Here is a 24,066-nt window from a genome sequence, read left to right as displayed (position 1 = left end):
GCTGCCATCTTGTAATTCGTAATCATGTCCAGCCTCCTCAAAATTTGGTGTACCGCCCTTAAAAAAGGGTGTGCAAATAGAGATCTCCTTAAATGGAGACCTTCACAACAGTATATCAGCTTCTCAGCAGAGAACCAAACGATTGTTACACAGGGCTGCCATAGATTTTTTCATAATATGGAGTGAAAACATTTGACCCTTCTCCCATTGAATGTTAAGCTTGACTGATATTAAGGCATTTCGCAGTTTACTGCGAAGTGCCTTGCTGTATGTTTAGAGGTTTCTTACATTAAATGTTACCAGAGGAGTGATGCGCCATGAGCACTTCATTGTTTTCTTATATAGAATTTGAACTATCAAATAATTACATTTATTAAAGGAGAATATTATGATTCAAGTTAAAGAGTTTGTAGATGCGGATAATTCCTATGCTGAAAATAAGGCAAATGAATTTCTGATGGGATTGCAGGAAGAACAAGTGGTGAAGGTGTGCTACGGTTCCGTAGTCAAATCTTCGCGGGACGGGGCGGAGCATCAACGGAGTACCATTCTGATTGTGTATAAGACGAATGAAAAGCTATAACTGGAGTTTGTTTTTTACGTGGTTGTCCGCCCTCTCCACGTTATGTATAGTGATCATCTTACTTTATCATGCGTTCAGCATTTAGCCGTTCACATTAACGGCAGAACAATAAAGGGACAGCCCGGAGGCTGTCCCTTTATTTGTTGCAATGAAGTAATAGAATCAGGTGTTGACAATTGCTGTTATTTCTTCATCCAGCTCCAGTCTGAGATCTTCACGGTAAGCCCGGATGCCATACTCACTGTGCATATAGCGGAGGATCGCTTCAGTTATATTGGACTCTACCAGGTATTGGCTTCGGCCTTGAATCCACACCTCTGCGCTGTACCCGGTATCTTCCTCCCAACTGAGTTCTACCTGAACATCTTCCACACGGACTGCCTTGCGTTCAGCCATATGCAGGCAGATGGCGTTAATAATTTCATCCATGCTTAGAACAGTTGTTGGCATTAGTAACGGCCATCCCTTTCCTCAAGCCTGCGTCTTTCTTTTCTGCGGCGGAAGAAGGACATGATCAGTACCACTACAAGATAGATGGCAAGCATATTAATCAATAGGCCAAGGATATTCCCGAAAGCGCCCATTCCGCCGAACATGCCCCCGAAGAGGAAGCCGGCGATTCCGCCGATCATCAGGCCTTTCATCAAACTGCCTCCGCTGAAGAATCCGCGTTTTGCAGTGCCGGCTGTTGTTCCTTTGGTGCTATCGCTTTGTTTCACATTATTGGTTGTAGATTTCTTTGGAGTGGTGGTAAATCCGCGGGATCCGGATTTAAAGCCGCCTCCACGCCGTGCATCCGCAAAGTCAGGAGCGGTTACGGCAAAAAACAGGGTAAAGGCCATTACAATCATCATTACGCGTTTCATGGGTTTCATTGAGTACAAGTACCCTCCTAAAGGTTGTCTTGGATTTGTAGTGTCTGTCCGGTAATACGTAGTATGCCCTAGGAGGTTTCAATTTTAATATAATAATTTAAAGATTAAATGCCGGAATACAAATTATGGCCAAAAAAAAGTGCGCGGATCCAGGATCCACGCAAACAGCAGTTTCAGAGAGTTGCCTTGTTCTCCACATACCCGTCCGAGACAAGCTCAAGCGCTCCGGTTGCCGGATCGATGATCATGCCGTGCACAGGCACGTTTGGGGGGAGTAAGGGGTGGCGCTTGATCAGCTCCACAGTTTGAATTACCCCTTCCTCCACATTGTCAAACCCGCGCAGCCACTTGGTTAATTTAATCCCTGAGTTCTCCAGGGTCGAAAGGACCTGTTCGGAAACGCCGCGCTCTTTGATCGAGTTGATCATCTTGTCTGCATTCAGCGAAGCCATGCCGCATTCGTAATGGCCGACCACAATAACTTCGTCCGCATCCAGCTCGTATAACGCGACCATTACGCTCCGCATTACGCTGCCGAAGGGCTGGGAAATGATCGCACCGGCATTTTTAATGATTTTGACATCACCGTTTTTGAAATTCATTGCTTTGGGCAGCAGCTCTACGAGCCGGGTGTCCATGCAAGTGATGATCAGCATTTTTTTATCAGGGAAGCGGCTGGTCAGATAGGCTTCGTATTCTTTTTTCTCGACAAACTGTTTGTTGAATTCCAGGATATTCGTAATTTGAGTCATGACCATGCTTCCTCCTAAAAGTTTTGTGAGCATAGCTTCCTAGGTTTACTTCGTGCAAAACTTACCTCGGAAGGATACACTGTGTTTTGTGAGCATAGCTTCCTAGGTTTAGGAATAGATGCTTAAGGGTTAACGGGGAGTTACTTCGTAAGCAATTCCTGCACCCGGCTGGGGTGCTTCGGTATTGCGCAAGTCTCTTACAAGAATATTCTTGCCATAAATCTGTGAATGACTGTCCAGCTTGAACGAAGAGAAACGCTCCTCGGCATCAAGCCGCATTTGCTCTTCATAAAAGATCTCCTGCTGGCGGCTGATAATAAAAGACAACTCGTCTGCATCAATGGAAACATCGCCGGATTGTGCTTCATTAACGATCAGCAGAACATTGATTCCGTCGCAGCCGCAACCCTCCGTATCATAAAAGAGTTTAAAAAGCCCCGGCTGATCCCCAAGCCTTTCCTTCAGCTTCCTCTCGGCCAGAGGTGTAATCTGAATCTTCATGTTCTGTTCACACTCCTATCGGCTTAATGATAAAGTATTTCAAATTAGAGATGTAAGGCTCTGAAGTTGATTATACTTATTATAATAAACAGGCGTCAAGAACCCGCTATAGTCTTAGTTATTTCGAAAACGTTACCCACACTTTACCCACAAAAGATTCTTTTAATTATTAATTGCCCATTCAAAGTCATCAGCCATCTGCATTTGTCTATGCTTAGTCACGTGTAAATAAATAAGTTCAGTTACTTTAGAATTGCTTTTGTGCCCGATCCGAGCTTGTATTTCTGGAAGACTTACCTTCGGATTAGAAGCAAGGAGTGAAACATGTGTGTGCCTGAAACTGTGAGCTGTAAGGTTAAGCGGAAGATTACCAGCTTCTAACACCCTTTGCATCATCCGAGCAATACTGTTGACGGAAATAGGGTATCCGGGGTATTCGCTCCAGAAGACAAAGTTATCTTTTGGGTTAATCCCCTTTGCTGACAGCCGTTCATTTTTCTGCCAAGTTTGTAGTTGGCTTAATGCTTTTTGAACGGTCTCTCCGTAACTTATTACACGTTCACTTTGGATATTTTTCGTTGGAGCAAAGTGGTATTTTCGGACGCTCGTTCCCTTAACTTGTTTGTTTATGTCTATAGTTTTTCTTTGTTGGTCGATATCTTCCCATTGGAGCCCTGCCGCTTCTCTAATGCGCAAACCTGTATAGGCTAGAACGATGAAAAGCGCCCAATAGTTTACATGCATCATGAATCGTGATAACTGAAGGAAGGCCTTTAGTTCTTCTTTCTCGAGGTATTTCGGAAGGACAACTCTTTTTTCGCCGGGTTTTCGCGCTTGTCTTTTGTCTTTAGGTATAGTAGTGCCGTCTGTGGGATTTACAGTTAATAGACCTTTGACTACCGCATGAGAGAACATCATCCTTGCCGAAGATTTAATCAATGATATGCTGGATCTGGCGAAACCCTCCGCTTTTAATTTATTCAGAAATTGTTGAAATGCATTCTGAGTTACGTCGCGTAGTTGGAATGCGCCGAATACCTCGTTTAACTTTCCTAGCCCATAATCGCGAAGCCTTACAGTCTCCTCTCCGATTCCCTGCTCAAGCTCATAGTCTTTGAGCCAGATTTTCCCCCAAATACTGACGGTTATCTTTTCGGAATAGAATAGTTCTTTTTTTAACTTCTGGGCTTTAATAAGAATACCGAAATCTTCGGCCTCGCCAAGCGTATCGAAACGTGGGGATTCCATTTCTTTGCTGTCTTTTTTCTCTACTCCATTGATGATTTTTGTGATTGGGATACGATACCGATAGGTGAATTTTCCATCGCGTTCACGGATATTAGTCGGCAACTTTTCATCAGTTTTCTTTCTAGTCATCCATTTTTCTCCTTTCGACAAACGTATGTTCTGTAATTGGGCATATGTAAACAGCCTTGTGGCTGGGAAGCACGAGGGTTAGTAAAAAATATGAAATTGAACAGGTATCCCACAGCGCAATAAAAAATGTTGCTTTGTTTCGTCTGGTTCTGGATGCAAATCTCCGATTAATAAATATAGAGCGAACTGATTTGCTTCCCACTCAATTTTGTCGATTGAAAACAGCGTGTTACCTCGCAGAAATGGCGTGTTTACACCAGGATGAAGAAAGTGATGGCCTAATTCATGAGCCACAGCAAAGGAACGGTGGAACCTTTGCAGATGATTGTTAACATGTATGACTGGTATCCGCCGAATACAAGTGTAATACCCCCATGTGTTTTTCCCTAAATCCTCATACAAAACCGTTACATTTCTCTCAGATGCAATTCTTGTTGGACTATTAGTTCTGTGGGTTTGGATGAGTTCTCTGGATATGTGTTTCCCCATGAGTTATCCCCCGGAAGTTAATTTCTGAATTTTTTTGGAGTGAATTTTTTCTTCGCCATTTTCTTAGACATCCGTAATGTATTCTCGAGCGAAATTCTCAACAATTCTCGGTCTTCTTCGTCCATAGGTTCGCCCATGAACGCGAGAGATGTGTCGCTATTGAGATCGTTCATCATCCGTTCTAGTTCCGTGGCGATGTCGCGCTCGTCTTTACTGGTGAGGGCATAATAGGGCTTGTCCTCGTCTGAAGAGGTTTTTTCCTCTGGAATGCCCATCAAGTAGTTAACGCTCACTCCAAAGTAGTCAGCCACTTTTTGGAGTTTTTCACGTTTAGGTGTGTATTTCCCTTGTTTCCAGCTAGTGAGTGTTGCAGTTGTTATGCCGGTTTCCTTGGCTACTCGGTAAGCTGTGACGTCGTGTTCTTCTAAAAGTTTCTCAAATATCTCGTACATAGTTTCCCTCCACAGTTTATTTCGTGAAAAATAGATTAGGAAAATAAGCCAGTCATTGTTGACTAGCTCAGAAAACTATGCTAGTATACAAACATAGCTTAGATAACTGAGCTAATAAATGAATAATAGCTTTGATTTCTTATATAACTTAGGTGGCACTATGATTATATAAGAAATCTTAGCTATCAGTCAATACTTTTATTGGAAGGAGATAGAACTGTGTATGAAAACTTTCTTGGCCTGCTAGAACAGTTTGATAAAACTCCATATCAGGTTTCTAAAGAAACTGGCATTTCTACTGCTACACTAAGCAATTGGAAACGAGGTAATTACAAGCCTAAAACGGACAAACTGAAAATTTTGGCTGATTACTTCGGGGTGACCGTTGATTATTTTTTGCAAGAAAATCAAAAAAACGTGGCGGTGATGAAGAAATGATTGAAGAGCTAAAACCAACCATCGACGTACTCGACGCTGCGGATTACCTGAATATTAGCAAATATACAGTAATCAATCGTATCAAGGCAGGAGAATTAAAGGCTTATAAGCAGGGGAGGTGCTGGAGAATCAAGCGGGAGTGGTTGCTTGAGTATGAAGGGGGGCTTTTAGGAACTGCTAAGTAATTCTATCAGCCATCATAACAACCTATACAAGATTTATACCTGAAAGGAGATACCCCTTGAATAAAAAGAAAAGTAGATACCCTGATCTGGCAACTTTATTTCAAAACTGTTTGGACCGCGACTGTACTCCGGAACAAATGCAGGACTTCATCGACCGGACTCGCCGGCAACATATGGATAACTCGGAAATGCTTCGAATCATAGATGATCTAGAGGTGAGATTTATAACTTCATTGAACTTACCGGAAGGAGTGACAACATGAATCAACTGGTATTCATTAATAACGGCAAGCCGGTTACAGACAGCCTTATGGTGGCTGAAGCGTTCGGTAAAGAGCATGCCCGGGTCATGCGGGATGTCCGGGAGTTACCTTGCAGCAAAGAATTCCGAGTCGGCAATTTCGCCGAGTCCTCTTACACCAATGATCAAAACCGGACGATGCCTAAATTCATAATGACAGAGCAAGGTTTTACGCTGCTGGCAATGGGATACACCGGGCCGCAGGCAATGGTCTTCAAAGAAAAGTACATTGCAGAGTTCGACAGGCTTAAGCGTCAGGAGCAACCGGTAAATCTCGGTGAGCTCAGTCCTATTCTCCAAATGATGATTCAAACAGAACAAAGGCAGGTGCTTCTTGAACAACGGCAGGCCGATACAGATCGGCAGCTTGGCATCCTTAAAGACACATTCTTAGATCGGGATGAAGATTGGCGTAACAAGATGAAAGGCATGTTGAACGGTGCTGTAGTCCGGCTGGGAATGTCCTATAGGGAAATTCGAACTCACAGTTATCAGATTCTTGAAAGACGCGCTCACTGCGATTTGGAACGCAGGTTAACGAACTTAAAGGAACGCTTGCGGGAGTCCGGAGCAACTAAGACCAAAGTAGATGATGCTAACCGGCTGGACGTAATCGAAGCAGAGCCTCGGCTGAAAGAGATTTATACCACTATCGTAAAAGAGCTCAGTATAGGAGCCATGAATTAAGGAGGGTTTACATTGGGACTTAAAGCCGTGCCAAACGTTGCTCCGGAGAATAAAAGCCTCTGGGCAGATAAGATTACTATTCTGGTGATTGACCCGGCAACCGGTGAAGAGATCCGCAAGGATTTGCCGATCAGTTTCAGACAAAATCAGCTCGGAACCTGGCTGCAGGGAAATGACGAATTCGGGGATGCGCAGGCCATTGTGTTCTTAACTGCTTTTGGTCAGCAGCAGCTCAGCGAAATTATTGGGATTGAACCAGCGAGATTGGGGGGAGAAGTGTGAAAAAAAGACAACGAGTGAGAGTCTGCGGGAACCTACTAATGTTATTGGAACAGGCTAAATCAGATCGGTTGCGTGAGCTTTGGCGCCGACAGTACTTTAATACAGCATCCCGTATAAATGAAAATCAGCCCACCGGGGTAGGAGCCGGCAGGCTGAACACGAACTTTCAAAATTCAATTACTGTCATCGTAGCACGAAATGAGGGCGAACGCAATGCATTCGTATGCTGACATATATCGTAAGCACGAGCACCCATCAGTCACCCCTTACACATTACCACTCTATGATAAGTACTTTTTCACACGCGACGAAGGGGTTATCTGGAGTAATTCGTTTCTCTCAGCGATTGTAAAAGTGGTTGCCTATATAAATCCGCAAACAGAGATTGATTTTGAACGGATCGAGCTCACGGATGATCAAATGCGTGTGGTCGAGCTTGCCAAGGAAATTCGAAAGCGTAGGGCTCTTATGCGGCGGCCGGATAGGTTCTGCTATGACGTTCAGCCTTATTTTTATCGAATGGAAATGCAGAGGCTAAAAGATCAACTAGATGCACTAAAGGAGATTGAGCCTATGTACATCGATAATCCAGAATTGACGGTGTGCCCGGCTTGTGAACGGTCCGTAGTGGTTGGTGAGAAGAGCCTGCAGTTGCCTGATGGTACCACTTGCTGCAACTGGGATTGTTACGCTGTCATCTTATCCAGGGAACATGCCCATGGAGATTGAGCAATACATCATAGATATAAGATCCTACCGGCAACAGGCTGATGCCTACGATGATAGTGCTCCTGGAGCAATCCTTGAAAAGATACGCCTCCTGACAGCAGCACATATGCTTATGGGGCGCGTGGCTGCCGTCAGGGAAGGCGAACATGCCCGTATCTATGCAGCCCGTAAGATAGCTTACGCACAGGCTAAGAAGGATGCTCCTAAAGGAGAGAAGGAAACTGCTGGAGAACTGGCAACGGCTGATTTACGAATGCTGGAGGCAAGGGCTCTGGAAGAAAAGATGATTTGGAAGAACGAGTTTTCATCTCTTCGGGAGCACATCTATGAATTGCGGCTGCGTGTAAGGCACGATATGCACACATTAGGAGGTGGAGATTAATGCCTCAGTTGGTAGAAGAGAAGCTTAAAGAGCGCAATAGGCTCCGTAGTGAGCTCACAACGAAGTATCGAAAGCAAGCGGATGTGATTCGTTTGTACGGGATACCGTCAACTGCTATTAATCAAGAAATAAAGGAACTGAGAGCGGAGCTAAAAAAGGTGGACAAGAAATCGGTCGGCAAGGATGATGATCGAACCAAGGCACCACGGCGATCACCGAAACGTAAGAAAGCGCCTTGGCGCTGTGCGAATTCAGATTGTTATAAAATTATGCCCTCAATCGAGAAGTCTTTAACCTTCAACAAAAGACACTATTGCTGCCAATCCTGTGCTCAATCGGATGCTGGCATTGCTGCAGCAACAATATCAGCCAAGACATAAAGTAAGCAGGTGGTTTCATGAGTGGCGCTTTTCAAACGAGCCGGGATATCTTTGAAAATCCAATATGGCAGGACATTCCAAAATTCCGGATTTTCTTCTACATCGTCGGGAATGCAGTGTATGCGGAGGATGGAAAGATGATCTCCGGTGTTCATGTGAAGCGCGGTCAGTTTCTCCGGGCATACCGAAATCTAGCGAGTGATTTGGAATATATTGAGAACCGCTCTGTTAAAAAGTACTCATTATCCGTAATTTCAAGAAAAATCGAGCAGTTGGTCAAGGAAGAACGATTGAAAATAGAAGACACCGAACTTGGAACGCTCTTTACAGTCGTTAATTACGCGATGTATCAAGGTTTTGAGCATTATAAAAAGGCAACTTGGAACAGTGTTGGAACGGACTTGGAACGCAGTGAGAACGGGGATGGAACGCAGTTGGAACAGGGATGGAACAATAATAATAAAGATAATAAAGAGAACAAAGATAAAAAAAAGAAAGAGCCACCAAATCCCCCCTCTCGAAAAAACGCTAAACGCGTTTATTCCGAGGATGACCGGGTGTACAAACTGGCTAAACGATTTCATAAATTGGCTTATGAGAATGCAGTTGAACTGGGAACAAGTCACTTGATCAAAGAACCTGATTTCCAAAAGTGGGCTGATACCTTCCGACTCATCCTTGAACGGGACAAGATTCCAGAAATTGAACTGGGTGAGGTTATCAAGTACGGACTCAACGAAAAATTCTATCGAACAATCATTTTCAGCCCAGCGAACCTCCGGGAGCATTATCCGAAAATATTAACTCACATGAGGTCCCAACAGCAGCAGGTAAGAACGGGGTCAACTCCGAGCGGAAAGCCGAAGCTTGAAATTTCAAAAGACGATGGCTCTGCAACGATTAGCGCTGAGGAGCATGAAAGATTAATGCAGAAGGCAGCCAATATGAAAGCTGAGCGAGAGCGCAGGCAACTAGAAGGAAAGAACAGATGAAACTTGGAGGTGGGCTAATGACACAATATGAGGTCGGTAAGAAATACAAGAAAATCGTCACAGTGGCTAAAGTCCATAAAGACTTGGCGAGTGTGCTTATGATCGACGACAAGCGTTATGTTCTTCAGACGCACCAGCCTACAGAGGGGAGCGGTAAGAATGGGCGTAAGAACAAGAAAAAAGCAATATCCCATTAGTTACGGGAACCGTGGAATGGTGTTTGAGGGTCACATTGACCTCAGTAACGAAATGTACGAAGCCCAGGACAGGGCAGTAATCAATAAGCGTCCTACCCCAGTTAAAGTGCTTGAGCGAAAAGGGCAGTACATTACCTTGGCGGTATTCGATAAAAAATCCACGGTGGATTATGACGGCATATACCGGGACCGCCGTATAGATTTTGAAGCCAAGGAAGTCAGTGACCTTATGCGACTTGATTTAAGCCGGATTGAAGATCACCAATACGACCATTTAGAAAAGTCACATCGACACGGGTCAATAGCATTTATCCTTGTATCCTTTACCCGTAATAGGAAAATGTATCTCCTGCCTTTCGTTGCCTTAAGAGTATTCAAGCAGGCATCCAAGCTGCCGGGCGGACGCAAGAGCATTTCGATTGATGATTTTGAAATTGAGGGTTACGAGATTCGGAACGGTCGCGTTCCAGTCGATTACCTGGCTGCTGTTAATAAAATTTGGTTTCCGGCAGAAGCGTAGGGGCCGGATATGATTCGGGACCGCGCACCACCGCAGCCTAAAATAGAACTGGTGTGCTTATTTAACCAAAAACAACCATATGGAGGTCAGACAGCATGAAGACAAACATCAATCTCAGTACATTAGCAGGTGGAGCGGTAGGGGAGCGGATTAACATTGAGCTACAGAAGGTAGCTGAGAACGTCCAGGACCCGAATACCGACTGGAAGAAGGCCCGCAAGGTAGTGGTTACTATTACGCTGAAGCCTGATGAGGAGCGGGAAATCGCTCTTGTATCAGCAGATGTTAAGACTACACTGGCGCCGGCTCACGGGATTGCTACCAAAATCATTTTTGGAGTCGAAAAAGACGGATCCACAGTAGCTGCAGAACTGGTCTCCGGAATGAAGAATCAAATGATGATCGATAATGACGGCGACATCGCGGACGATAAAGGGGTTAAAGTTACCGAGCCGGAAGCGGAAAGCAATGTTTCATACCTACAACGTAAATCCCAAGGGGGCAACTAATCATGATTAAAGAGGCACTGCAGTACATCGCCGGGTTGGCGAGTCAAAAGACACTTGAAATTAACGGCCAACAGTATTCAAATCAATCACTCATTTTGGTCAAGCAGCCAACACCTGCAGCACTCACTGTTCGCAGCTTGTCTGGGTTTGTGGATTACTTGAAATCAAACTTTGACCAGCCCGGGGCACTGATGGTCCATGTAGAAAGCCCGACTAAGGTAACGGCATTCACCGGGTTCAACGAGGACTTTTCCAGAAAAACGTTTGTTGAAGCCGAAGCACTACTGCCAACGATTCGCTTCGGACAGTGGACAGATGTCGAGGAATTCAACATCCAACTACAGTCGCTATTCCACCCGAATGATACCCGAGCGGACTTGCTGAAGGTGGTCGGGAACATCAAGGAAGAAGCGGTGCAATCTCTGGGTGATGATGGAGTATCTCAACAAGTTACTGCAAAGACGGGGATTGCCACAGTAGCTACTGTTCCGGTTCCGAATCCTGCCGTGCTTATGCCATACCGTACTTTTATTGAAGTACAGCAGCCGCAGTCATTGTTTGTATTCCGGATGAAGACGGGGCCATACGCAGCGCTGTTTGAAGCGGACGGCGGCGCCTGGAAGGTTGAAGCAATGGATACAATCAAGGCTTACCTGCTGAATGCTCTTGAAGAAGAAATTAAAGACGGTAAGATCGTTCTTATCGCTTAATCAATTATACCGGGGCGGCTACGGCCTGCCCCACCCTTAAAGGGGAGAAGGACATGCCCAACCAAAAAGGGAGATATACCAAAAATGAAATGATGGATACAGGCTGCCCTTGCTTTATACCGGACGCGCCGGGCGCTTTAACTGGAAGGTGGTTCGGTGAGCCACCATTGGATGGAATCATCCTGACTCGAAGACGCTGCGCCGCGCTGGGAGCACCAGTGCGGGACCGCGAGTATCCCGTTGCTTTTATATACCGGATTGAAATCAAAGACGATTACAGATATGTGCCTTTTTATCTTAGACTGCCTGAACAATTAGACCTGAAGAAGAGCACCTATTATGAAGACCGATGGTTAAAACGGCAAAGGCCGGTGATGACAACATGAAGGATTTTAGCTGGAGATTAGCAACGGTCACAGAACTATATGCAGTGCTGCACGATGAAGGGGCTCAGATCATCTACCGGCGCCAGGCGGCAGAAGAGATAAGCCGGCGAACTGGCCGGAGATATACTCTCGTGAATTTTAAGATCAAGCCAAAATACTAATCAGACATCAGGAGGTGGGAAACGGTGGCCCACCAGACATTTTGGAAACCGGTGAAACAACCAAAGGAAAAGAAGGCCAGCAGCCTCGGCCGGAGCAAAACGGACAAAAAGCCAATTTCTCCATGGAAGCAAGGGATTCTGGCGGATCATAAATCCAATCCTTCCCGAGCTGACCGAAACGAATTCCCGCCAGCCGTTATAAAACTCCTGAAGAAGCGGGCAGATGGAAGATGTGAAGTATGCAAACAGCGATCCGATATTGAGACACATCATGTGCGCACCAGAGCGCGTGACGGCCGTGGCGTATTCCAAAATGGGTTACGCGTATGCGGTATATGCCATGATTTCATTCAAACGAATGAGGAAGAAATACAGTTCTGGGAAAACAAATGGGAAAAGAAATTCGGACCTAACTTCTGGTTCGATGAAATTGACATTGAAATTCATGCCCGCAAGCAGGCTGCACAGCAGGCAATTGAGCAGGAGCAGGAGCAGCGGCGGCAGCAAATTGAGCCGGTAGCGGATCTGATTGCCACGGCAGCCGGACGGCCGTTACGAGTAAGGGAAATGCGTCTGCTGGAATCATTAGAAGTAAAACAACTGCAAGTCATAACCGGGATGTTCACGGATGCCCTAAATGGCTATGCGGCACAGGGAGCCTACCGTCCAAATGACCGATTTGAAGACTAATTAATTCATATAACAACGAAAAATATACAACAAGGGTGGAGGACATGAAGGTGTTTTCTGGGACCACCGGAGCCTATAACCAATTGACATCCTCTTATTTCCTGGAAACCAGATCACTTTCGTTTCTTTAGACCAATCAATCCACCTACTATTCCAACAACCAAAACAGCAACAAAGGCAAATACAATCCAAAAAGCTATGCGCAAAACTATCACTCCTTTAAAGCAACAATACGATAATAGTTAATTTTCCACAATAAAAGGGGCTTTTATACCCAGGGAGGGAACAGACATGAAGCGAATCGATGTGTTGAATCAGATAACCGAAATCCGAGACGATCATTGCAACATCTGCAGCATTCCTTCGGATATCCTCCGGCAACACCCCGGGCATCTGGCAAAGGCAGATAACCACTGCAATAAGGTATGCGAGCAAGGCGCAATGCTTCAGGAGCTCGGCAAGCAGCTCACACTGCCGCCGAGAAAAGGCGTTGCTGTTGCTGGTTAGCGGGGCAACAAAAACTGTCCGGAAATATGCTGCGTCACCGAATCTCGGTTGCCTGTTAACACCCCGATCTGGCAACTCTCTTGAATCTATGGCCGGGCTGCCGTGGGCAGCAGATAATGATTGCTTCGGCGGATTCGACGGCGCAGCAGAGACGCGGTTCCGGGGGATGCTTACCAAGATCGCCGGAACCTTCCCGCTGTTTGTTACAGCGCCGGATGTAGTGGCGGACGCAGTGCAGACAATGGCGATGTTTGAAGCCTGGGAACCTATCATCCATGCTCACGGCCTGCCTGTTGCCTTGGTGCTGCAGGACGGTCAAGAGAACCTGTGCATGCCATGGAGTCGTTGTGAGGCGGTCTTTATAGGCGGATCTACTGATTACAAGCTGAGTAAAACGGTCAGGCGGCTTGTCTGGGAAGCGAAATGGCGCGGTAAGTGGGTGCATATGGGCCGCGTAAACAGCCTGGAGAGATTACGGATCGCAAGGGATATGGAGTGTGACAGCGTGGATGGCACGGGATACAGCATGTTTCCTGAGGCAAATCTACCGGGAGCGCTCAAATACCTTCAGCATGAGCAGGTAGTTATGGAGTTTGATGATGTGCTATAGACGCAAACTGCTCACTAGCCATATTCCACAAGAGTTCTTTTTGAGGGTCCCGATATAAAAACCAACAGCTGTCTTAAACTGAATTATAAAAGCCTAGACCACTGTTGGTTTATTGAACTAACGTTTCTCGTTATCGTGAGATTTATTGAATCTAACGATTAGTTTCAGAAAACTGAATCGATTGAATTATATCAGTTGACGGGTCAAATTGGATTGTTACAAAAACCCCAAACTCGTTACCTACTTTGTTTCTAATCCATAGTTTGAATTTCTCTTCAGACTTTTTTGGTGTTAGTTCAGTACGACCGATGTGCTTGTAATCGATTATGACTGCTTTGTAACGTTTTTGTGTTTCCTCAACTGCAATTTTACCCCATTTTGCATATTCAGGCGTAGCCTCTATTGAAGCAGTGGGAAACATGAGTATAGCTAAAAACAATATCGCTAATTTTTTCATAATAACCGCCCAACTGGAGAAGTTTTCAGTAATATCTCCTACTTTATCCAAATGTATTCATAAATAAATATACCCGTTAGCTGATGCATAGTACGAAGATACCCTGCAGCAATTAATCAGGGCATAGCCCCTATAAGGAGAGATAAACGATGAAGGTTAAAATCATTGATCCAAATCACCCATGCTTCGGCAAAGAACTTGAAGGTGGAATTATCTATTTCGACATCTACCACCGTGGGGGCAGACCGGATCTTTACGAAGTGAGTACACCGGAAGGCAAGCGTTATCGCTTATTGACTGACCAGATAGACGCGGATCATTACGAGGCACAAGAGGTCAATGAGGAAATTGAACGCCTCGGTGCCAATGTGGGAGACACTGTAATGGTCATTCGATCCGGAAGCGGCGGCAGCAAAGCCGGGTTTGATTGGAACGTTCCTCATGTAATAACAAGAATTGACGGTTCTGGACATGTTGAATTTGATGATACGGCGGCATGGGGATTTCGACCTGATGTTACTGTGATAACCCGGGGAGAGGCAGCAAAGATATGAGCAGACAGCCGAAATATCGCGCATGGTATAAGCCTCTGGGCGTCATGATCGAGCCGGATAAGATTGAAATGATCAATTTTGAAGTCAAGGTATTGGGTGTTTACTTGGAAATGGAAAGCAGGGGCTTCCACAAGCTGCGGCTGTCGGATTTTGAATTGATGTTATATACCGGTGTCTACGATGATCCGTTTAATGAAGATGAAGTTGAGATTGCTGACGGAGATATTATTCGGTTTGAGTGTGAAGATATCGGAACTGTTATATGCGAAGTGAAATTCCAAATATGTGAGTTCCTCTTAATTTCAAATAGCTTCCCAGATGGATTCATGAGACTGGGAGAAGCTGCTGAATTTGACCGGGAGTATTCATGGATTCCGTTCTCTCAGCGACTCGGCAACATCTATGAAAACCCGGAACTGCTCGGGGGAGAGGCGGCGAAGGCATGAAGGCTATAACCATCATACAGCCATGGGCGGACACTGATTGCAACCGGGGAGAAACGGTTTGAAACGCGCGGCTGGGCAACAAAGCACCGCGGTCCTCTCGCCATTCATGCAGGCAAGAAGGTGGACCGGGAAGCCTGCCAGCAGGAGGATATCCGAAGAGTATTAGCCGGTCATGGATATACGGCCGACAACTTACCTACCGGAGCTGTCATAGCGACTGCAACGATGGTATTTCCACATCAGGTCGAGGAGGACAATGGCAACATAGCAGTATTATCTGATGGTTCACTTATTCAAGGAGACGAAATTTGGTTCGGGGATTTCTCGCTTGGCCGTTATGCCTGGGAACTGGCGGATGTTAAGCAGCTGCCAGAGCCGGTCCCGGCCAAGGGACAGCAAGGACTCTGGAATTGGGAAGGGGTACAACCATGAGTGATCGCCGGAAATGCCCCGGCTGTGGGCGGACAATATGTCAACTTTGCGATAAGGCTCATGCGAGCCTCGAAATGAAAAACAAAGTCAACGGGAAAACGCTTCTGGTATGCAAGTCTTGTCATAAGGAGGTTTGGGGCAAATGATGACACCAGAACGGATAGAAGAGATCAAAGAGGAAGTCAGGATTCTTCACCCTGAAATGCAGGTGATAGTAACGGTTGCTGAAATGAAATGGCTGCTGGCTGCTCTAGAAGAGGCACAACAACCGCCGGAAAAGTGGGAACACATAGCACGAACAGAGCGCAGTATCCACATGACGGAGTTGGCAGAGGCACAGCAGACCATAGCCCGGAAGCAATTATATATAGAGAAGTTAGAATGCAGCAGAGAGTATGCACAGGAGGCGGCTGACAAAATCTCAAAAGAGAAGGGCTTAGAACTATTTGAAGCAAGGCAGACCATAGCCCGACAACAACGAGCATGGCAAGAACTGAAGGACATTGTAAGCACCAATGCAACTGGCGGGAAAGGTGAAGACATCAACGATTACGACATAATGCTAAACATCATGGGAGATTTGGAAGGTGACCAGCCATGACACAAGTAAAGGAATGGAGCAACACCATTTGCCCCAGAGAGAGGGCAGAGGCGGCATATATCACGCTACAGGGTGTGAAATAATAGGAGGTCACCATGCTGAACCAGATCATTAATGCAGATTGCTTTGATGTCTTCCCAGATATAGAGACTGGCAGTGTAGATATGATCCTTTGTGACTTGCCGTATGGCACCACTCAGAGCCCATGGGATTCAGTTCTGCCGTTTGACCGTCTATGGGCGGCATATGAACGAATCATTAAGGAAAACGGGGCAATCGTGCTATTTGCCAAAGCCCCGTTCGATAAGGCGCTGGCAGCTAGCAACATGAAACTGTTCCGGTATGAATGGATCTGGGAAAAGAACAAGGCAACCGGTCACCTGAACAAAGGAATGATGCCGCTGCAGGCTCACGAAAACATTCTAGTATTCTACAAACGGCCACCGACCTACAATGCTCAGATGTCACAGGGTAACAAGCCAATGAATGCCGCAACCAATAACCATAAATCATCGGTATATGGTGACGGAATTCCGTGGTCCAATCCAGCAGGGTCAACCGAACGTTACCCTCGCAGCGTGCTTTACTATCCAGTTGTAAATAACGATGATCCAGAACGTATACACCCGAATCAGAAGCCAACGGAGCTATGTGAATACCTCATACGCACATATACCAATCCGGGAGAAACGGTATTAGATAACTGTGCGGGCAGCTGTACAACTGCTCTGGCGGCTGTGAGGACAGGACGGAATTACATCGCCATAGAACGGGATAGACGACATGCTGCTGACGCATTGAGTCGGCTAAGGAATATGCAACTAACATTATTCTAAGGAGGAGTATGACTTGGAAAAGTGGGTCATTAAAACAAATCAAGGGAGATACGTAACCATACCTTTTATTTTAACGAGTGGCTTCCGAAGCTATCTCAATAATTCACCAACTGCTAAAGATACTAGACGATATTCAAGCGCTGATGAAGCACAAGAATATTATGAAAAATACCTAGCAGGCAGACAGTACTATGTTGACAAGTATACGTTTCAAAACGGAGAAGCGTTATCAGGTATAGAAAAGGTAGAAAATGATGCACTTGGCCGACAGGCCCCCGTAACGACCGAATAGGCGCGAGCCGTAAGAGATCATTCAGATAATTAAGGGAGTAGGACTAACCCTCCTCTCCCACAGGGAGGAACAAAATAGAATGGATAGCAAACAGGCTCTGACTCTAATCAAACAAGAGTTTGAAAAGAACCTTAAAGATGGATTGTTGAATCTACAGGTTAAATGGCTTATTGATCAGGCTGAAACACTTCAAATAATCGCGAATCGTTGGATTGAAATCGAAACAAATGGAACGAAAGAAGAAGCTGATGATTTCTATACTTTTGTTCAAGATACACTAACAAATAACCACTAGGTGAGGAAGCCCAATGACACAAACACCGTCGAGGGACTGGCTGCATACGAGATAATTATTCCGGTGAAGGGAAGTTGTCATTCATTTCCGGGAAAACCTATGAAGCTGATAAAACCGATGGCGACATTATCGTAGTTAACGAGCAAGGCAGCCGGCACATAATTAAAACAGAAACGGGCTTGCATGAATTTTTCAGTACGTACTTTGAATTCATCACCCCAGCACCCAAGGAGGCAGTCATGAGATGTAGCCACTGTTTTAAACAGGTAGATTCGTTGTGCAAGCCACATTCATTGTGTGGTGATTGCCATACCAAGTTCTCTAATGCCGAAATTGAAGTAGATGCCGTGGAACAATCGAAAAAGGACATTGCATATGTGAATTGGGTTGACGAAGAATCGGGGAAAAGAAGCTTTTCCACACCGGAGTTACAAGAATATGTGAACTCAGAAAAGCGGATAAAACGGAACCTACCTATTATCATCAATCGACTGGAACGAATTAGAAAGGCATCTGGAATAAATTACATTTGAGGTTGAGGAAGGAGATAACCAATGACACAGGAAGATACTGAACTCGCATTAACAATGGATCAATATAAGGAAATCATGCAGGAAATATGGAAGAACCACCGTTTCGCCCGTTCAGACTTCGAACACAGCAAATACATCAAATACGTCCGGCCGAACTGGGACATGCGTGATGGGATGTGCTTCTCAATCCAATTCGACCCAGGCAAGAAGACATTTAATTCCGGCTACGGCGAAACAGAACCCATGTATGACCGCATAATGAACTGGCTTAATGAGCCATGGGAGGGATCGGAGCAATGACACTCACAAGGGAAGAGAAGACAGAGAGCGACAAGATAATCACCCTTGATGTTATCCGACTTGAACGGCACAAACCACGTAAGTGCACATGTGGAGACGACAAACATTTCACCGTTGATAAGGTTAATCGTGAAATCACCTGCGATTGTGGCATGACGGTAGACCCATTTGAAGCGATGTTACACCTTGCTGAACATTACGATCAACTCAATCGACAGCATGAGTCTTTAAACCAGCAGCGTCTGCAATGGTTGAAGGAGAAGCCGCACTCAGTGATGTTCAAAAGCCTTGAAAGGGACTATCAACGCGGGAAAATGCTTCCGTATTGTCCGCGCTGCGAGCGGCCTTTTGACTACAAAAACATAAACAGTCATGTCAGTGCAGAGTATTTTCGAAAATGGCAAGAAAGGCAACAAAGAACGTAATTGGCCGTCAGGCCTCCGAAACGACCGCACTACTTAGCGACAGCGGAGGCCGCAGGGTGGGCTGTACTTAACTTATAAGGGGGCAGAAACATGGGCAAGGTCGCAAAAATGCCGAAATACCCTTGCACCTTTTGCCGGAAGAACGAGGCAACTCAATTATGTGATTTTGTAGTTGGCTACCTATGGACCTCAGCAAAAGATTCAAAGGGATGCATGATAGGCGGACATCACGAAACTTGCGACAACGCCATTTGTAAAGAGTGTGCCACGAATGTAGCAGGGTTTGAGTTTTGCCCGTCCTGCAATAAGCTACACGCCATGATCCAGAAGGGACATGATAAACGGAGAAGCAAGGTGAACATTGATATAGCGTTTGGAAGATATGAAGGCTAGGGATATAGACCCCAAAGGGAGAGGATAACGGATGGAACTGACAAAAGAGCAAATCGAAAAACTACAACTGGAATACGGACGGGAGATGCAGTTCTCCGGCTACTCAATCAAAGAAATATATCAACTTGGAATGGTAGATGCGTTGGATGCTTTGGGAATTAAAGTGCCTGGAATTATTGTTCCGGTAGATGAGGTATAAGGGGGAGAAGAGGATATGAGCAAACTTAAGAGAGTTTCAAAATTGATAACTAAAACGAGAGAAGAGGGCCTTGATCCTCAGTGGTTACTCATGAGCATGTCATTTGCCACTGCACTGAAGGATGAACTGATGCCAGATATCAATATATGGTAGCTAACAGGGGAAATAGAAAATATGCCATGGTTCAGTTCGCTGAAGAATATACAGGCATTTGGTCTGATGATTTGGAGGTCATACAGCCAGACACCGGGGAGGTAGTTAAAGATGAGTAGCAAATGGCATTATAACATCAAGAGTAAAGCGAAGGAAGCAGCAGCCGGTGGGCAGGGGGAAATCAAAAAGTCACAGTTATCTCCGGAGGAAATGGCAAGGCTTGATCTCGAATATCCCCGTCCAACCGGTAAGGCAGCAGAGAAGCCGTTTGTGATTAAGGGGACAATTGAATGAGCATGCGTACCGAAGAGGTAAGAGATGCACTGAATGCCGGCCAGCGACAATTCCAGTTAGATACTGGTGTTACTGCAGAGGTACTGGCTCATGGTTCCACCTGGGTTAAATACCGGACACCGCAGATGAGAGGGCCATTTCTTAGCCTAAGCATTATCCTATTCGCAGCATCGGTTACAGATAACGTCACAGAAAAAAGCCCTGACTCAGCATCAGGGCAGTAAGCAGCAACTTTTATCCTCAGCACATTATAACACAACTAGGGAGGGCATACATTGTGGAGGATATAGAAGTGAGTTACCGCAATACCCGAAAAATCCTAAATGAGTGCAAAGGGGCCGCGCAGGTGATTAAAGATAAGCTGGAAACCCTCGTAGCCAAAATGAGAGAGGCCAAGGAAGATTATTCGGAGGTCGAAACAGAGTTGGATGCTGTTAATTCTCACATATCAAAGTTGAATAGTATGTTATCCGATGTTCAACTTGCCATTGATTGGCTCCGGCTGGGACATAATCCGGGACCGCGCCGGGGTATCCATCGGTTATCCATGGACCAGTTAACCATTCCAGTAGATCCATTACGGATGCAATCCTATGCGCAGCCGGCAGCGTGCGGCAGTCCGACTACATTGACCGATTCAGAGCGTAAACAGATTGATGATGCTATGTCCGTACTCTCGCAGCGGGAGAAGCAGTGCTTCACCCTTAAGCATGGCCTCTGCCTCTCTCTGAAACAAATCGCCGATGAGCTACAGATATCGAGAGGATCCGTTCAAGAATACATTGAAAATGCGGAGCGGAAGTTGAAAGAGCCTATCCAGGTTAGTTTATTTCAGATCAGCAGCTGAAAATGGATTTTACCCCTTACACTTGCCAAGTATTTATAGGAGGAACTTATAAATGGACGTTCCTTTATAGGTAATGACGATGATAGCAGCCATTAGAATCTGATTAGCCCATGTGCCAACCAGGGGTAAATGCTATCGTCGTCATTTTTTCATTTGAGGTGACTGGCGCTCCTGCTATGTACGGTTAAGTACCACTTAATCCAGTATCAGAGGCGCATCACATATATATGATGTGGTGGCGGAAGAGAGACGCTTAGACATAAGGCAGATACGACTCGGTGAGCCCCGGCGCAACCGACAGGCGTGGAGAGAGAAAGCCGAGCTCCCACTGAAGGAAGTAGAACCGGAATAAGGCCAGGGGAACCATTTGGGGAAGTCAGGTACGCTGCTACCCGTTGCGCGAAATGCTGCTATGCCGGGGAGAATGGCCCCGGCCCACATTTATTATGGTATTATAGAATTAAAATGTTATCGGGAGGAATCAAGATGCCCGCATGGAGTTCACCAGAACAAGAAATTATTCTTGAAATAACGAAATATGAAGAACGCTACGGACTTAAGCCGCCTGAGATTAGAATAAGAAAAGATGTATGGGAAGAATGGATTGACCGAGAGATCCGCTGGTTGATTCATAGACTTTCAGATCCGCATGAACCTGACACATTTTTTGGAATTCCAATCAGAATTGTTAATGGTCTGACAGGTGGGATAGTATTTGATTTCCCCTCTATTAATGAAGTCATGGGCGCACATAAATATAGATTAACTGCTAAAGGTCGCCATTAGGCGGATAGTAGCAGGAAAATACTTCCTTAATGTCGAAATGTGATGTCGAAGGAGGAGGTCACTTTGGGTTTTGGTAGTCCTGTTGGAATGGATATGGCTATAAAAGTTATTATAAGTATTGGTTTGTATATCTTCCTGCCCACCGTCATAGCAATAGTTTTATTCGGGGGCATTCTGAAGTTACGGGATGGGTTATTTAAACCCCTAGTCATCCTTGTAGCTGTTGCAGGAGCTCTGCTGTTCTTCTTTTATGGAATGCAGAGGATATTCACTTAACTGAAGAGTCAATCAAGCACCTGAAATGGGTGCTTTTTTCATGCTTTAAATACGGGGGTGGTGATAATGTAATGCCAAGAGCACGCGATCCAAACCGGGACCGCGCATTAGAAGTATGGCGTGAACACGGTGGGGAAATAACAAACAGGCAGATAGCGGAGCAACTGGACATTGACGAAAAGAAAGTAGCCGTCTGGAAGCAACGGGACAAATGGAATGTTGTACAACAATCATCGGATAACGTTGTACAACAGAAAATGAAGACTGTTGTACAACAAAAGCCAGCCAAGTCCAACAAACAGCCGATTCAGCAAAAGGAAGTGGCTCGGGGAGATCCGCCAAAACTGGATACTGAGCTGACCGACAAGCAGCGGATGTTTGTTCTTGAGTATATGAGAGACTTCAACGCAACCCGGGCCGCCATGGCTGCGGGGTATTCGAAGCGTACAGCCTACTCTATCGGCTGGGAAAACTTGAGGAAACCTGAGATACAGGCGGAAATCGCCCGGATGAAGGACCAAATGGCTGGCGAGCTCGGGTTGAGCGTTCACCGGGTCATAGCAGAGTATCTGAAAATCGCTTTTGCTGATTCAACTGATTATGTGGAATTCGGGCAAACGGAAGAACCGGTAATCGGAATGGCCGGGCCTGTTATCGATGATGAAGGTGATCCGGTAACCAAAACGGTCAGCTTTGTTCACTTCAAATCATCCTACGAGGTGGACGGTACTCTCATAAGCGAGGTTAAGCAAGGACGCGATGGGTTGAGCATCAAATTTTATGACAAGATGCGGGCCTTGAAAGAGTTGGAGAAATACCTGGGCTATATGGATGAGGAAACAAAGCTTCGAGTTCAGAAGCTGCAGCTTGAAATTAAGGGAATGACACCTCCGGAAGCCGGGGATTTACCTGATGATGGATTCATAGAAGCCCTGAAATCCCAGGCGAGGGAGGTGTGGGCAGATGAAGGTGAAGCGTAAAGCCGCAATCTTCAAATGGAAACCATTCTCTGGAAAGCAGATTAAGGTGCTTACCTGGTGGATGCAGGGGGAAAGTCCTCATGCAGACAAAGATGCATTAATTTGTGATGGAGCTGTCCGTTCTGGTAAAACATCGTCAATGTCCTTTTCATTTGTAGTCTGGGCCACAGAAACGTTCAATGGTGAGAACCTGGGGATGGCAGGGAAGACTATAGGTGCCCTTCGACGTAACTTGATAGGGCCGCTAAAGCAGATGCTTTACTCTAGAGGATACACTGTAGTGGATCATAGGGCGGAGAACTATCTGACCATCAGCAGAGGTTTAGTAAGCAATGACTTCTACCTGTTTGGTGGTAAGGATGAGCGAAGTCAGGATCTGATACAGGGGATCACGTTGGCGGGGATGTTCTTCGATGAAGTGGCTCTGATGCCACGTTCCTTTGTCGAACAAGCAACCGCCCGCTGTTCAGTAGAAGGGGCGAAGTATTGGTTTAACTGCAATCCGGCCGGACCGTATCACTGGTTCAAAATGGAATGGCTGGACCAACTGGTAACGAAGCTTGCTCTACACCTACACTTCACTATGGATGATAATCTTTCCTTGTCTGAGCGTGTTAAGGAGCGGTACCGCCGGATGTACAGCGGCATCTTCTACAAGCGGTATATCCTCGGGCTGTGGGTGCTGGCTGAGGGCGTAATCTACGACATGTTTGACCGGGATAAGCACGCCGTTAAGACTGAAGAGCGGCGCTATAGTAAATATCATGTATCTTGTGACTACGGCACCCAAAACCCGATGACGTTCGGGCTGTGGGGGCTTTTTTCTGGTGTCTGGTACAAAGTGAAGGAATATCACTATGACGGTCGCCAGCGGAGCCAACAGAAGACAGATGATGAGTATTACCATGACTTGGTTGGATTTGTCGGGGATCTCTCGCTTCAAAGCCTCATCATTGACCCATCAGCTGCCAGCTTCATAGCGACAGTGCGGAAATATGGGAAGTTCATTGTGAAAAAGGCAAAGAACGATGTGCTTGAAGGCATTCGCAATGTAGCTACAGCGCTGAATACCGGAAAGATTCTCTATAACGATTGTTGCAAAGAGACCTTCCGCGAATTTTCTTCCTACATATGGGATGAAAAAGCTGCTGACCGCGGGGAGGAGAAGCCCATCAAGCAAAATGACCACCAGATGGACGGTGATCGGTATTTTGTGAACACCATTGTAATGCGTCCAGCTGCATTCTCATTCGATTAACAAGAGGGGAGGAA

Annotated in this window: 45 protein-coding genes; 37 read left to right on the top strand and 8 right to left on the bottom strand. The window is 45.8% G+C overall.

Annotated features, from left to right (window positions below):
* Nucleotides 1-388 precede the first annotated feature (388 nt).
* Nucleotides 389-583 carry a sporulation protein Cse60 gene (locus NST07_RS20845; protein ID WP_038593642.1) on the top strand — a complete coding sequence of 65 codons (195 nt, stop codon included), beginning with the start codon at nucleotides 389-391 and terminating at the stop codon, nucleotides 581-583.
* Nucleotides 584-745: 162 nt separating this feature from the next.
* Here NST07_RS20845 and NST07_RS20840 read toward each other — a convergent pair whose 3' ends face one another.
* The 7 genes from NST07_RS20840 to NST07_RS20810 form a co-directional block, all read right to left on the bottom strand.
* Entirely contained in the window at nucleotides 746-1,033 is a 288-nt protein-coding gene (locus tag NST07_RS20840) for a YxcD family protein (protein WP_341094101.1), read from the bottom strand.
* Nucleotides 1,033-1,449 carry a hypothetical protein gene (locus NST07_RS20835; protein ID WP_341097712.1) on the bottom strand — a complete coding sequence of 139 codons (417 nt, stop codon included), beginning with the start codon at nucleotides 1,447-1,449 and terminating at the stop codon, nucleotides 1,033-1,035. The genes NST07_RS20840 and NST07_RS20835 overlap by 1 nt, the downstream gene beginning before the upstream one ends.
* Nucleotides 1,450-1,631: 182 nt before the next feature.
* A complete protein-coding gene (locus NST07_RS20830; RefSeq protein ID WP_038593636.1) occupies nucleotides 1,632-2,210 on the bottom strand; it encodes a carbonic anhydrase in 579 nt (192 codons plus the stop codon).
* 129 nt (nucleotides 2,211-2,339) lie between these two features.
* Complete coding sequence (locus NST07_RS20825; protein ID WP_341094100.1) at nucleotides 2,340-2,711, bottom strand: iron-sulfur cluster biosynthesis family protein; 372 nt, start codon at nucleotides 2,709-2,711, stop codon at nucleotides 2,340-2,342.
* 162 nt (nucleotides 2,712-2,873) lie between these two features.
* Entirely contained in the window at nucleotides 2,874-4,088 is a 1,215-nt protein-coding gene (locus NST07_RS20820) for a tyrosine-type recombinase/integrase (RefSeq protein WP_342480096.1), read from the bottom strand.
* A 78-nt stretch (nucleotides 4,089-4,166) separates the two neighbouring features.
* Complete coding sequence (locus NST07_RS20815; protein ID WP_342480095.1) at nucleotides 4,167-4,577, bottom strand: ImmA/IrrE family metallo-endopeptidase; 411 nt, start codon at nucleotides 4,575-4,577, stop codon at nucleotides 4,167-4,169.
* A gap of 17 nt (nucleotides 4,578-4,594) precedes the next feature.
* Complete coding sequence (locus NST07_RS20810) at nucleotides 4,595-5,029, bottom strand: helix-turn-helix domain-containing protein (protein WP_342480094.1); 435 nt, start codon at nucleotides 5,027-5,029, stop codon at nucleotides 4,595-4,597.
* A gap of 219 nt (nucleotides 5,030-5,248) precedes the next feature.
* Here NST07_RS20810 and NST07_RS20805 point away from each other — a divergent pair, with 219 nt between their 5' ends.
* The 16 genes from NST07_RS20805 to NST07_RS20730 all read left to right on the top strand — a co-directional run bounded on the left by NST07_RS20805 (nucleotide 5,249) and on the right by NST07_RS20730 (nucleotide 13,695).
* The gene (locus NST07_RS20805; RefSeq protein WP_342480093.1) at nucleotides 5,249-5,467 is read left to right on the top strand and encodes a helix-turn-helix transcriptional regulator; all 219 of its coding nucleotides are present in this window, start codon (nucleotides 5,249-5,251) and stop codon (nucleotides 5,465-5,467) included.
* Nucleotides 5,464-5,652 (top strand): helix-turn-helix domain-containing protein, encoded by a 189-nt coding sequence (locus NST07_RS20800; protein WP_342480092.1) that lies wholly within the window; start codon nucleotides 5,464-5,466, stop codon nucleotides 5,650-5,652. The genes NST07_RS20805 and NST07_RS20800 overlap by 4 nt, the downstream gene beginning before the upstream one ends.
* 259 nt (nucleotides 5,653-5,911) lie before the next feature.
* Nucleotides 5,912-6,640 (top strand): Rha family transcriptional regulator, encoded by a 729-nt coding sequence (locus NST07_RS20795; RefSeq protein WP_342480091.1) that lies wholly within the window; start codon nucleotides 5,912-5,914, stop codon nucleotides 6,638-6,640.
* A gap of 12 nt (nucleotides 6,641-6,652) precedes the next feature.
* On the top strand, nucleotides 6,653-6,922 hold the full coding sequence (locus NST07_RS20790) for a hypothetical protein (RefSeq protein WP_342480090.1): 270 nt from the start codon (nucleotides 6,653-6,655) through the stop codon (nucleotides 6,920-6,922).
* A gap of 213 nt (nucleotides 6,923-7,135) precedes the next feature.
* Complete coding sequence (locus tag NST07_RS20785; protein ID WP_342480089.1) at nucleotides 7,136-7,651, top strand: hypothetical protein; 516 nt, start codon at nucleotides 7,136-7,138, stop codon at nucleotides 7,649-7,651.
* On the top strand, nucleotides 7,641-8,033 hold the full coding sequence (locus NST07_RS20780) for a hypothetical protein (RefSeq protein ID WP_342480088.1): 393 nt from the start codon (nucleotides 7,641-7,643) through the stop codon (nucleotides 8,031-8,033). Before NST07_RS20785 ends, NST07_RS20780 begins: the two co-directional genes overlap by 11 nt.
* Nucleotides 8,033-8,413 (top strand): hypothetical protein, encoded by a 381-nt coding sequence (locus NST07_RS20775; RefSeq protein WP_342480087.1) that lies wholly within the window; start codon nucleotides 8,033-8,035, stop codon nucleotides 8,411-8,413. Before NST07_RS20780 ends, NST07_RS20775 begins: the two co-directional genes overlap by 1 nt.
* Nucleotides 8,414-8,430: 17 nt before the next feature.
* Nucleotides 8,431-9,405 (top strand): hypothetical protein, encoded by a 975-nt coding sequence (locus NST07_RS20770; protein ID WP_342480086.1) that lies wholly within the window; start codon nucleotides 8,431-8,433, stop codon nucleotides 9,403-9,405.
* A 17-nt stretch (nucleotides 9,406-9,422) separates the two neighbouring features.
* The gene (locus NST07_RS20765; protein WP_342480085.1) at nucleotides 9,423-9,602 is read left to right on the top strand and encodes a hypothetical protein; all 180 of its coding nucleotides are present in this window, start codon (nucleotides 9,423-9,425) and stop codon (nucleotides 9,600-9,602) included.
* A complete protein-coding gene (locus tag NST07_RS20760) occupies nucleotides 9,565-10,122 on the top strand; it encodes a Holliday junction resolvase RecU (protein WP_342480084.1) in 558 nt (185 codons plus the stop codon). Before NST07_RS20765 ends, NST07_RS20760 begins: the two co-directional genes overlap by 38 nt.
* A 95-nt stretch (nucleotides 10,123-10,217) precedes the next feature.
* Nucleotides 10,218-10,631: a replication terminator protein gene (locus NST07_RS20755; protein ID WP_342480083.1), complete on the top strand. Its 414-nt coding sequence runs from the start codon at nucleotides 10,218-10,220 to the stop codon at nucleotides 10,629-10,631.
* A 2-nt stretch (nucleotides 10,632-10,633) separates the two neighbouring features.
* The gene (locus tag NST07_RS20750; protein ID WP_342480082.1) at nucleotides 10,634-11,341 is read left to right on the top strand and encodes a hypothetical protein; all 708 of its coding nucleotides are present in this window, start codon (nucleotides 10,634-10,636) and stop codon (nucleotides 11,339-11,341) included.
* Nucleotides 11,342-11,394: 53 nt separating this feature from the next.
* Nucleotides 11,395-11,727, top strand: coding sequence for a hypothetical protein (locus NST07_RS20745; protein WP_342480081.1), 333 nt, complete (start codon nucleotides 11,395-11,397; stop codon nucleotides 11,725-11,727).
* Between the two features lie 212 nt (nucleotides 11,728-11,939).
* The gene (locus NST07_RS20740; RefSeq protein ID WP_342480080.1) at nucleotides 11,940-12,578 is read left to right on the top strand and encodes an HNH endonuclease; all 639 of its coding nucleotides are present in this window, start codon (nucleotides 11,940-11,942) and stop codon (nucleotides 12,576-12,578) included.
* Between the two features lie 291 nt (nucleotides 12,579-12,869).
* Nucleotides 12,870-13,085 carry a zinc-finger domain-containing protein gene (locus NST07_RS20735; protein WP_342480079.1) on the top strand — a complete coding sequence of 72 codons (216 nt, stop codon included), beginning with the start codon at nucleotides 12,870-12,872 and terminating at the stop codon, nucleotides 13,083-13,085.
* 88 nt (nucleotides 13,086-13,173) lie between these two features.
* Nucleotides 13,174-13,695, top strand: coding sequence for a hypothetical protein (locus NST07_RS20730; protein WP_342480078.1), 522 nt, complete (start codon nucleotides 13,174-13,176; stop codon nucleotides 13,693-13,695).
* Between the two features lie 151 nt (nucleotides 13,696-13,846).
* Here the strand turns inward: NST07_RS20730 and NST07_RS20725 are convergent, their stop codons facing one another.
* Nucleotides 13,847-14,203 carry a DUF3889 domain-containing protein gene (locus tag NST07_RS20725; protein WP_342480077.1) on the bottom strand — a complete coding sequence of 119 codons (357 nt, stop codon included), beginning with the start codon at nucleotides 14,201-14,203 and terminating at the stop codon, nucleotides 13,847-13,849.
* A 98-nt stretch (nucleotides 14,204-14,301) separates the two neighbouring features.
* On the opposite strand from NST07_RS20725, the gene NST07_RS20720 reads away from it, so the two are divergent.
* From NST07_RS20720 to NST07_RS20625, 20 genes are all read left to right on the top strand, one after another.
* On the top strand, nucleotides 14,302-14,706 hold the full coding sequence (locus tag NST07_RS20720) for a hypothetical protein (protein WP_342480076.1): 405 nt from the start codon (nucleotides 14,302-14,304) through the stop codon (nucleotides 14,704-14,706).
* Nucleotides 14,703-15,152 (top strand): YopX family protein, encoded by a 450-nt coding sequence (locus tag NST07_RS20715; protein ID WP_341379483.1) that lies wholly within the window; start codon nucleotides 14,703-14,705, stop codon nucleotides 15,150-15,152. The genes NST07_RS20720 and NST07_RS20715 overlap by 4 nt, the downstream gene beginning before the upstream one ends.
* Nucleotides 15,153-15,272: 120 nt before the next feature.
* The gene (locus NST07_RS20710) at nucleotides 15,273-15,584 is read left to right on the top strand and encodes a hypothetical protein (RefSeq protein WP_342480075.1); all 312 of its coding nucleotides are present in this window, start codon (nucleotides 15,273-15,275) and stop codon (nucleotides 15,582-15,584) included.
* A 142-nt stretch (nucleotides 15,585-15,726) separates the two neighbouring features.
* Nucleotides 15,727-16,185 (top strand): hypothetical protein, encoded by a 459-nt coding sequence (locus tag NST07_RS20705; RefSeq protein WP_342480074.1) that lies wholly within the window; start codon nucleotides 15,727-15,729, stop codon nucleotides 16,183-16,185.
* Between the two features lie 95 nt (nucleotides 16,186-16,280).
* On the top strand, nucleotides 16,281-17,021 hold the full coding sequence (locus tag NST07_RS20700; RefSeq protein WP_342480073.1) for a site-specific DNA-methyltransferase: 741 nt from the start codon (nucleotides 16,281-16,283) through the stop codon (nucleotides 17,019-17,021).
* Between the two features lie 13 nt (nucleotides 17,022-17,034).
* Nucleotides 17,035-17,313, top strand: coding sequence for a hypothetical protein (locus NST07_RS20695; protein WP_342480072.1), 279 nt, complete (start codon nucleotides 17,035-17,037; stop codon nucleotides 17,311-17,313).
* 79 nt (nucleotides 17,314-17,392) lie between these two features.
* A complete protein-coding gene (locus tag NST07_RS20690) occupies nucleotides 17,393-17,608 on the top strand; it encodes a hypothetical protein (protein WP_342480071.1) in 216 nt (71 codons plus the stop codon).
* A 74-nt stretch (nucleotides 17,609-17,682) separates the two neighbouring features.
* Nucleotides 17,683-18,141 (top strand): hypothetical protein, encoded by a 459-nt coding sequence (locus NST07_RS20685; RefSeq protein WP_342480070.1) that lies wholly within the window; start codon nucleotides 17,683-17,685, stop codon nucleotides 18,139-18,141.
* Nucleotides 18,142-18,162: 21 nt separating this feature from the next.
* Nucleotides 18,163-18,441: a hypothetical protein gene (locus NST07_RS20680; protein ID WP_342480069.1), complete on the top strand. Its 279-nt coding sequence runs from the start codon at nucleotides 18,163-18,165 to the stop codon at nucleotides 18,439-18,441.
* Complete coding sequence (locus tag NST07_RS20675) at nucleotides 18,438-18,866, top strand: hypothetical protein (RefSeq protein ID WP_342480068.1); 429 nt, start codon at nucleotides 18,438-18,440, stop codon at nucleotides 18,864-18,866. The genes NST07_RS20680 and NST07_RS20675 overlap by 4 nt, the downstream gene beginning before the upstream one ends.
* Before the next feature lie 90 nt (nucleotides 18,867-18,956).
* Nucleotides 18,957-19,259 carry a hypothetical protein gene (locus NST07_RS20670; protein WP_342480067.1) on the top strand — a complete coding sequence of 101 codons (303 nt, stop codon included), beginning with the start codon at nucleotides 18,957-18,959 and terminating at the stop codon, nucleotides 19,257-19,259.
* A 31-nt stretch (nucleotides 19,260-19,290) separates the two neighbouring features.
* Nucleotides 19,291-19,458, top strand: coding sequence for a hypothetical protein (locus NST07_RS20665; RefSeq protein WP_342480066.1), 168 nt, complete (start codon nucleotides 19,291-19,293; stop codon nucleotides 19,456-19,458).
* A gap of 15 nt (nucleotides 19,459-19,473) precedes the next feature.
* Nucleotides 19,474-19,611: a hypothetical protein gene (locus tag NST07_RS20660; RefSeq protein ID WP_342480065.1), complete on the top strand. Its 138-nt coding sequence runs from the start codon at nucleotides 19,474-19,476 to the stop codon at nucleotides 19,609-19,611.
* Between the two features lie 111 nt (nucleotides 19,612-19,722).
* Nucleotides 19,723-19,905, top strand: a complete 183-nt coding sequence (locus NST07_RS20655) for a hypothetical protein (protein ID WP_342480064.1) — start codon at nucleotides 19,723-19,725, stop codon at nucleotides 19,903-19,905.
* Nucleotides 19,902-20,129, top strand: a complete 228-nt coding sequence (locus tag NST07_RS20650; RefSeq protein ID WP_342480063.1) for a hypothetical protein — start codon at nucleotides 19,902-19,904, stop codon at nucleotides 20,127-20,129. Before NST07_RS20655 ends, NST07_RS20650 begins: the two co-directional genes overlap by 4 nt.
* A gap of 53 nt (nucleotides 20,130-20,182) precedes the next feature.
* Nucleotides 20,183-20,752 (top strand): sigma factor-like helix-turn-helix DNA-binding protein, encoded by a 570-nt coding sequence (locus tag NST07_RS20645; RefSeq protein ID WP_342480062.1) that lies wholly within the window; start codon nucleotides 20,183-20,185, stop codon nucleotides 20,750-20,752.
* A 486-nt stretch (nucleotides 20,753-21,238) separates the two neighbouring features.
* Nucleotides 21,239-21,538 (top strand): hypothetical protein, encoded by a 300-nt coding sequence (locus NST07_RS20640; RefSeq protein ID WP_342480061.1) that lies wholly within the window; start codon nucleotides 21,239-21,241, stop codon nucleotides 21,536-21,538.
* 42 nt (nucleotides 21,539-21,580) lie between these two features.
* Entirely contained in the window at nucleotides 21,581-21,814 is a 234-nt protein-coding gene (locus tag NST07_RS20635) for a hypothetical protein (RefSeq protein WP_342480060.1), read from the top strand.
* A gap of 71 nt (nucleotides 21,815-21,885) precedes the next feature.
* Nucleotides 21,886-22,794, top strand: a complete 909-nt coding sequence (locus NST07_RS20630; RefSeq protein ID WP_342480059.1) for a terminase small subunit — start codon at nucleotides 21,886-21,888, stop codon at nucleotides 22,792-22,794.
* Nucleotides 22,778-24,052, top strand: coding sequence for a PBSX family phage terminase large subunit (locus NST07_RS20625; RefSeq protein ID WP_342480058.1), 1,275 nt, complete (start codon nucleotides 22,778-22,780; stop codon nucleotides 24,050-24,052). The genes NST07_RS20630 and NST07_RS20625 overlap by 17 nt, the downstream gene beginning before the upstream one ends.
* The last annotated feature ends 14 nt before the right edge of the window (nucleotides 24,053-24,066 follow it).

The organism is Paenibacillus sp. FSL L8-0340, from assembly GCF_038593145.1.
Classification (GTDB): domain Bacteria; phylum Bacillota; class Bacilli; order Paenibacillales; family Paenibacillaceae; genus Paenibacillus_AQ.
This window is presented reverse-complemented; position numbering and strand designations above follow the sequence as displayed.

Coding starts and splice junctions, on each gene's coding strand:
- NST07_RS20820 (WP_342480096.1), bottom strand. CDS start 4,088: ATGACTAGAAAGAAAACTGATGAAAAGTTGCCGACTAATATCCGTGAA.
- NST07_RS20705 (WP_342480074.1), top strand. CDS start 15,727: ATGATGACACCAGAACGGATAGAAGAGATCAAAGAGGAAGTCAGGATT.
- NST07_RS20700 (WP_342480073.1), top strand. CDS start 16,281: ATGCTGAACCAGATCATTAATGCAGATTGCTTTGATGTCTTCCCAGAT.
- NST07_RS20690 (WP_342480071.1), top strand. CDS start 17,393: ATGGATAGCAAACAGGCTCTGACTCTAATCAAACAAGAGTTTGAAAAG.
- NST07_RS20730 (WP_342480078.1), top strand. CDS start 13,174: ATGGCCGGGCTGCCGTGGGCAGCAGATAATGATTGCTTCGGCGGATTC.
- NST07_RS20650 (WP_342480063.1), top strand. CDS start 19,902: ATGAGCATGCGTACCGAAGAGGTAAGAGATGCACTGAATGCCGGCCAG.
- NST07_RS20815 (WP_342480095.1), bottom strand. CDS start 4,577: ATGGGGAAACACATATCCAGAGAACTCATCCAAACCCACAGAACTAAT.
- NST07_RS20785 (WP_342480089.1), top strand. CDS start 7,136: ATGCATTCGTATGCTGACATATATCGTAAGCACGAGCACCCATCAGTC.
- NST07_RS20670 (WP_342480067.1), top strand. CDS start 18,957: ATGGGCAAGGTCGCAAAAATGCCGAAATACCCTTGCACCTTTTGCCGG.
- NST07_RS20760 (WP_342480084.1), top strand. CDS start 9,565: ATGGGCGTAAGAACAAGAAAAAAGCAATATCCCATTAGTTACGGGAAC.
- NST07_RS20800 (WP_342480092.1), top strand. CDS start 5,464: ATGATTGAAGAGCTAAAACCAACCATCGACGTACTCGACGCTGCGGAT.
- NST07_RS20665 (WP_342480066.1), top strand. CDS start 19,291: ATGGAACTGACAAAAGAGCAAATCGAAAAACTACAACTGGAATACGGA.
- NST07_RS20655 (WP_342480064.1), top strand. CDS start 19,723: ATGAGTAGCAAATGGCATTATAACATCAAGAGTAAAGCGAAGGAAGCA.
- NST07_RS20780 (WP_342480088.1), top strand. CDS start 7,641: ATGGAGATTGAGCAATACATCATAGATATAAGATCCTACCGGCAACAG.
- NST07_RS20715 (WP_341379483.1), top strand. CDS start 14,703: ATGAGCAGACAGCCGAAATATCGCGCATGGTATAAGCCTCTGGGCGTC.
- NST07_RS20830 (WP_038593636.1), bottom strand. CDS start 2,210: ATGACTCAAATTACGAATATCCTGGAATTCAACAAACAGTTTGTCGAG.
- NST07_RS20735 (WP_342480079.1), top strand. CDS start 12,870: ATGAAGCGAATCGATGTGTTGAATCAGATAACCGAAATCCGAGACGAT.
- NST07_RS20635 (WP_342480060.1), top strand. CDS start 21,581: ATGTCGAAGGAGGAGGTCACTTTGGGTTTTGGTAGTCCTGTTGGAATG.
- NST07_RS20755 (WP_342480083.1), top strand. CDS start 10,218: ATGAAGACAAACATCAATCTCAGTACATTAGCAGGTGGAGCGGTAGGG.
- NST07_RS20825 (WP_341094100.1), bottom strand. CDS start 2,711: ATGAAGATTCAGATTACACCTCTGGCCGAGAGGAAGCTGAAGGAAAGG.
- NST07_RS20660 (WP_342480065.1), top strand. CDS start 19,474: ATGAGCAAACTTAAGAGAGTTTCAAAATTGATAACTAAAACGAGAGAA.
- NST07_RS20640 (WP_342480061.1), top strand. CDS start 21,239: ATGCCCGCATGGAGTTCACCAGAACAAGAAATTATTCTTGAAATAACG.
- NST07_RS20680 (WP_342480069.1), top strand. CDS start 18,163: ATGACACAGGAAGATACTGAACTCGCATTAACAATGGATCAATATAAG.
- NST07_RS20720 (WP_342480076.1), top strand. CDS start 14,302: ATGAAGGTTAAAATCATTGATCCAAATCACCCATGCTTCGGCAAAGAA.
- NST07_RS20675 (WP_342480068.1), top strand. CDS start 18,438: ATGACACTCACAAGGGAAGAGAAGACAGAGAGCGACAAGATAATCACC.
- NST07_RS20765 (WP_342480085.1), top strand. CDS start 9,423: ATGACACAATATGAGGTCGGTAAGAAATACAAGAAAATCGTCACAGTG.
- NST07_RS20795 (WP_342480091.1), top strand. CDS start 5,912: ATGAATCAACTGGTATTCATTAATAACGGCAAGCCGGTTACAGACAGC.
- NST07_RS20775 (WP_342480087.1), top strand. CDS start 8,033: ATGCCTCAGTTGGTAGAAGAGAAGCTTAAAGAGCGCAATAGGCTCCGT.
- NST07_RS20750 (WP_342480082.1), top strand. CDS start 10,634: ATGATTAAAGAGGCACTGCAGTACATCGCCGGGTTGGCGAGTCAAAAG.
- NST07_RS20840 (WP_341094101.1), bottom strand. CDS start 1,033: ATGCCAACAACTGTTCTAAGCATGGATGAAATTATTAACGCCATCTGC.
- NST07_RS20845 (WP_038593642.1), top strand. CDS start 389: ATGATTCAAGTTAAAGAGTTTGTAGATGCGGATAATTCCTATGCTGAA.
- NST07_RS20810 (WP_342480094.1), bottom strand. CDS start 5,029: ATGTACGAGATATTTGAGAAACTTTTAGAAGAACACGACGTCACAGCT.
- NST07_RS20770 (WP_342480086.1), top strand. CDS start 8,431: ATGAGTGGCGCTTTTCAAACGAGCCGGGATATCTTTGAAAATCCAATA.
- NST07_RS20835 (WP_341097712.1), bottom strand. CDS start 1,449: ATGAAACGCGTAATGATGATTGTAATGGCCTTTACCCTGTTTTTTGCC.
- NST07_RS20745 (WP_342480081.1), top strand. CDS start 11,395: ATGCCCAACCAAAAAGGGAGATATACCAAAAATGAAATGATGGATACA.
- NST07_RS20630 (WP_342480059.1), top strand. CDS start 21,886: ATGCCAAGAGCACGCGATCCAAACCGGGACCGCGCATTAGAAGTATGG.
- NST07_RS20625 (WP_342480058.1), top strand. CDS start 22,778: ATGAAGGTGAAGCGTAAAGCCGCAATCTTCAAATGGAAACCATTCTCT.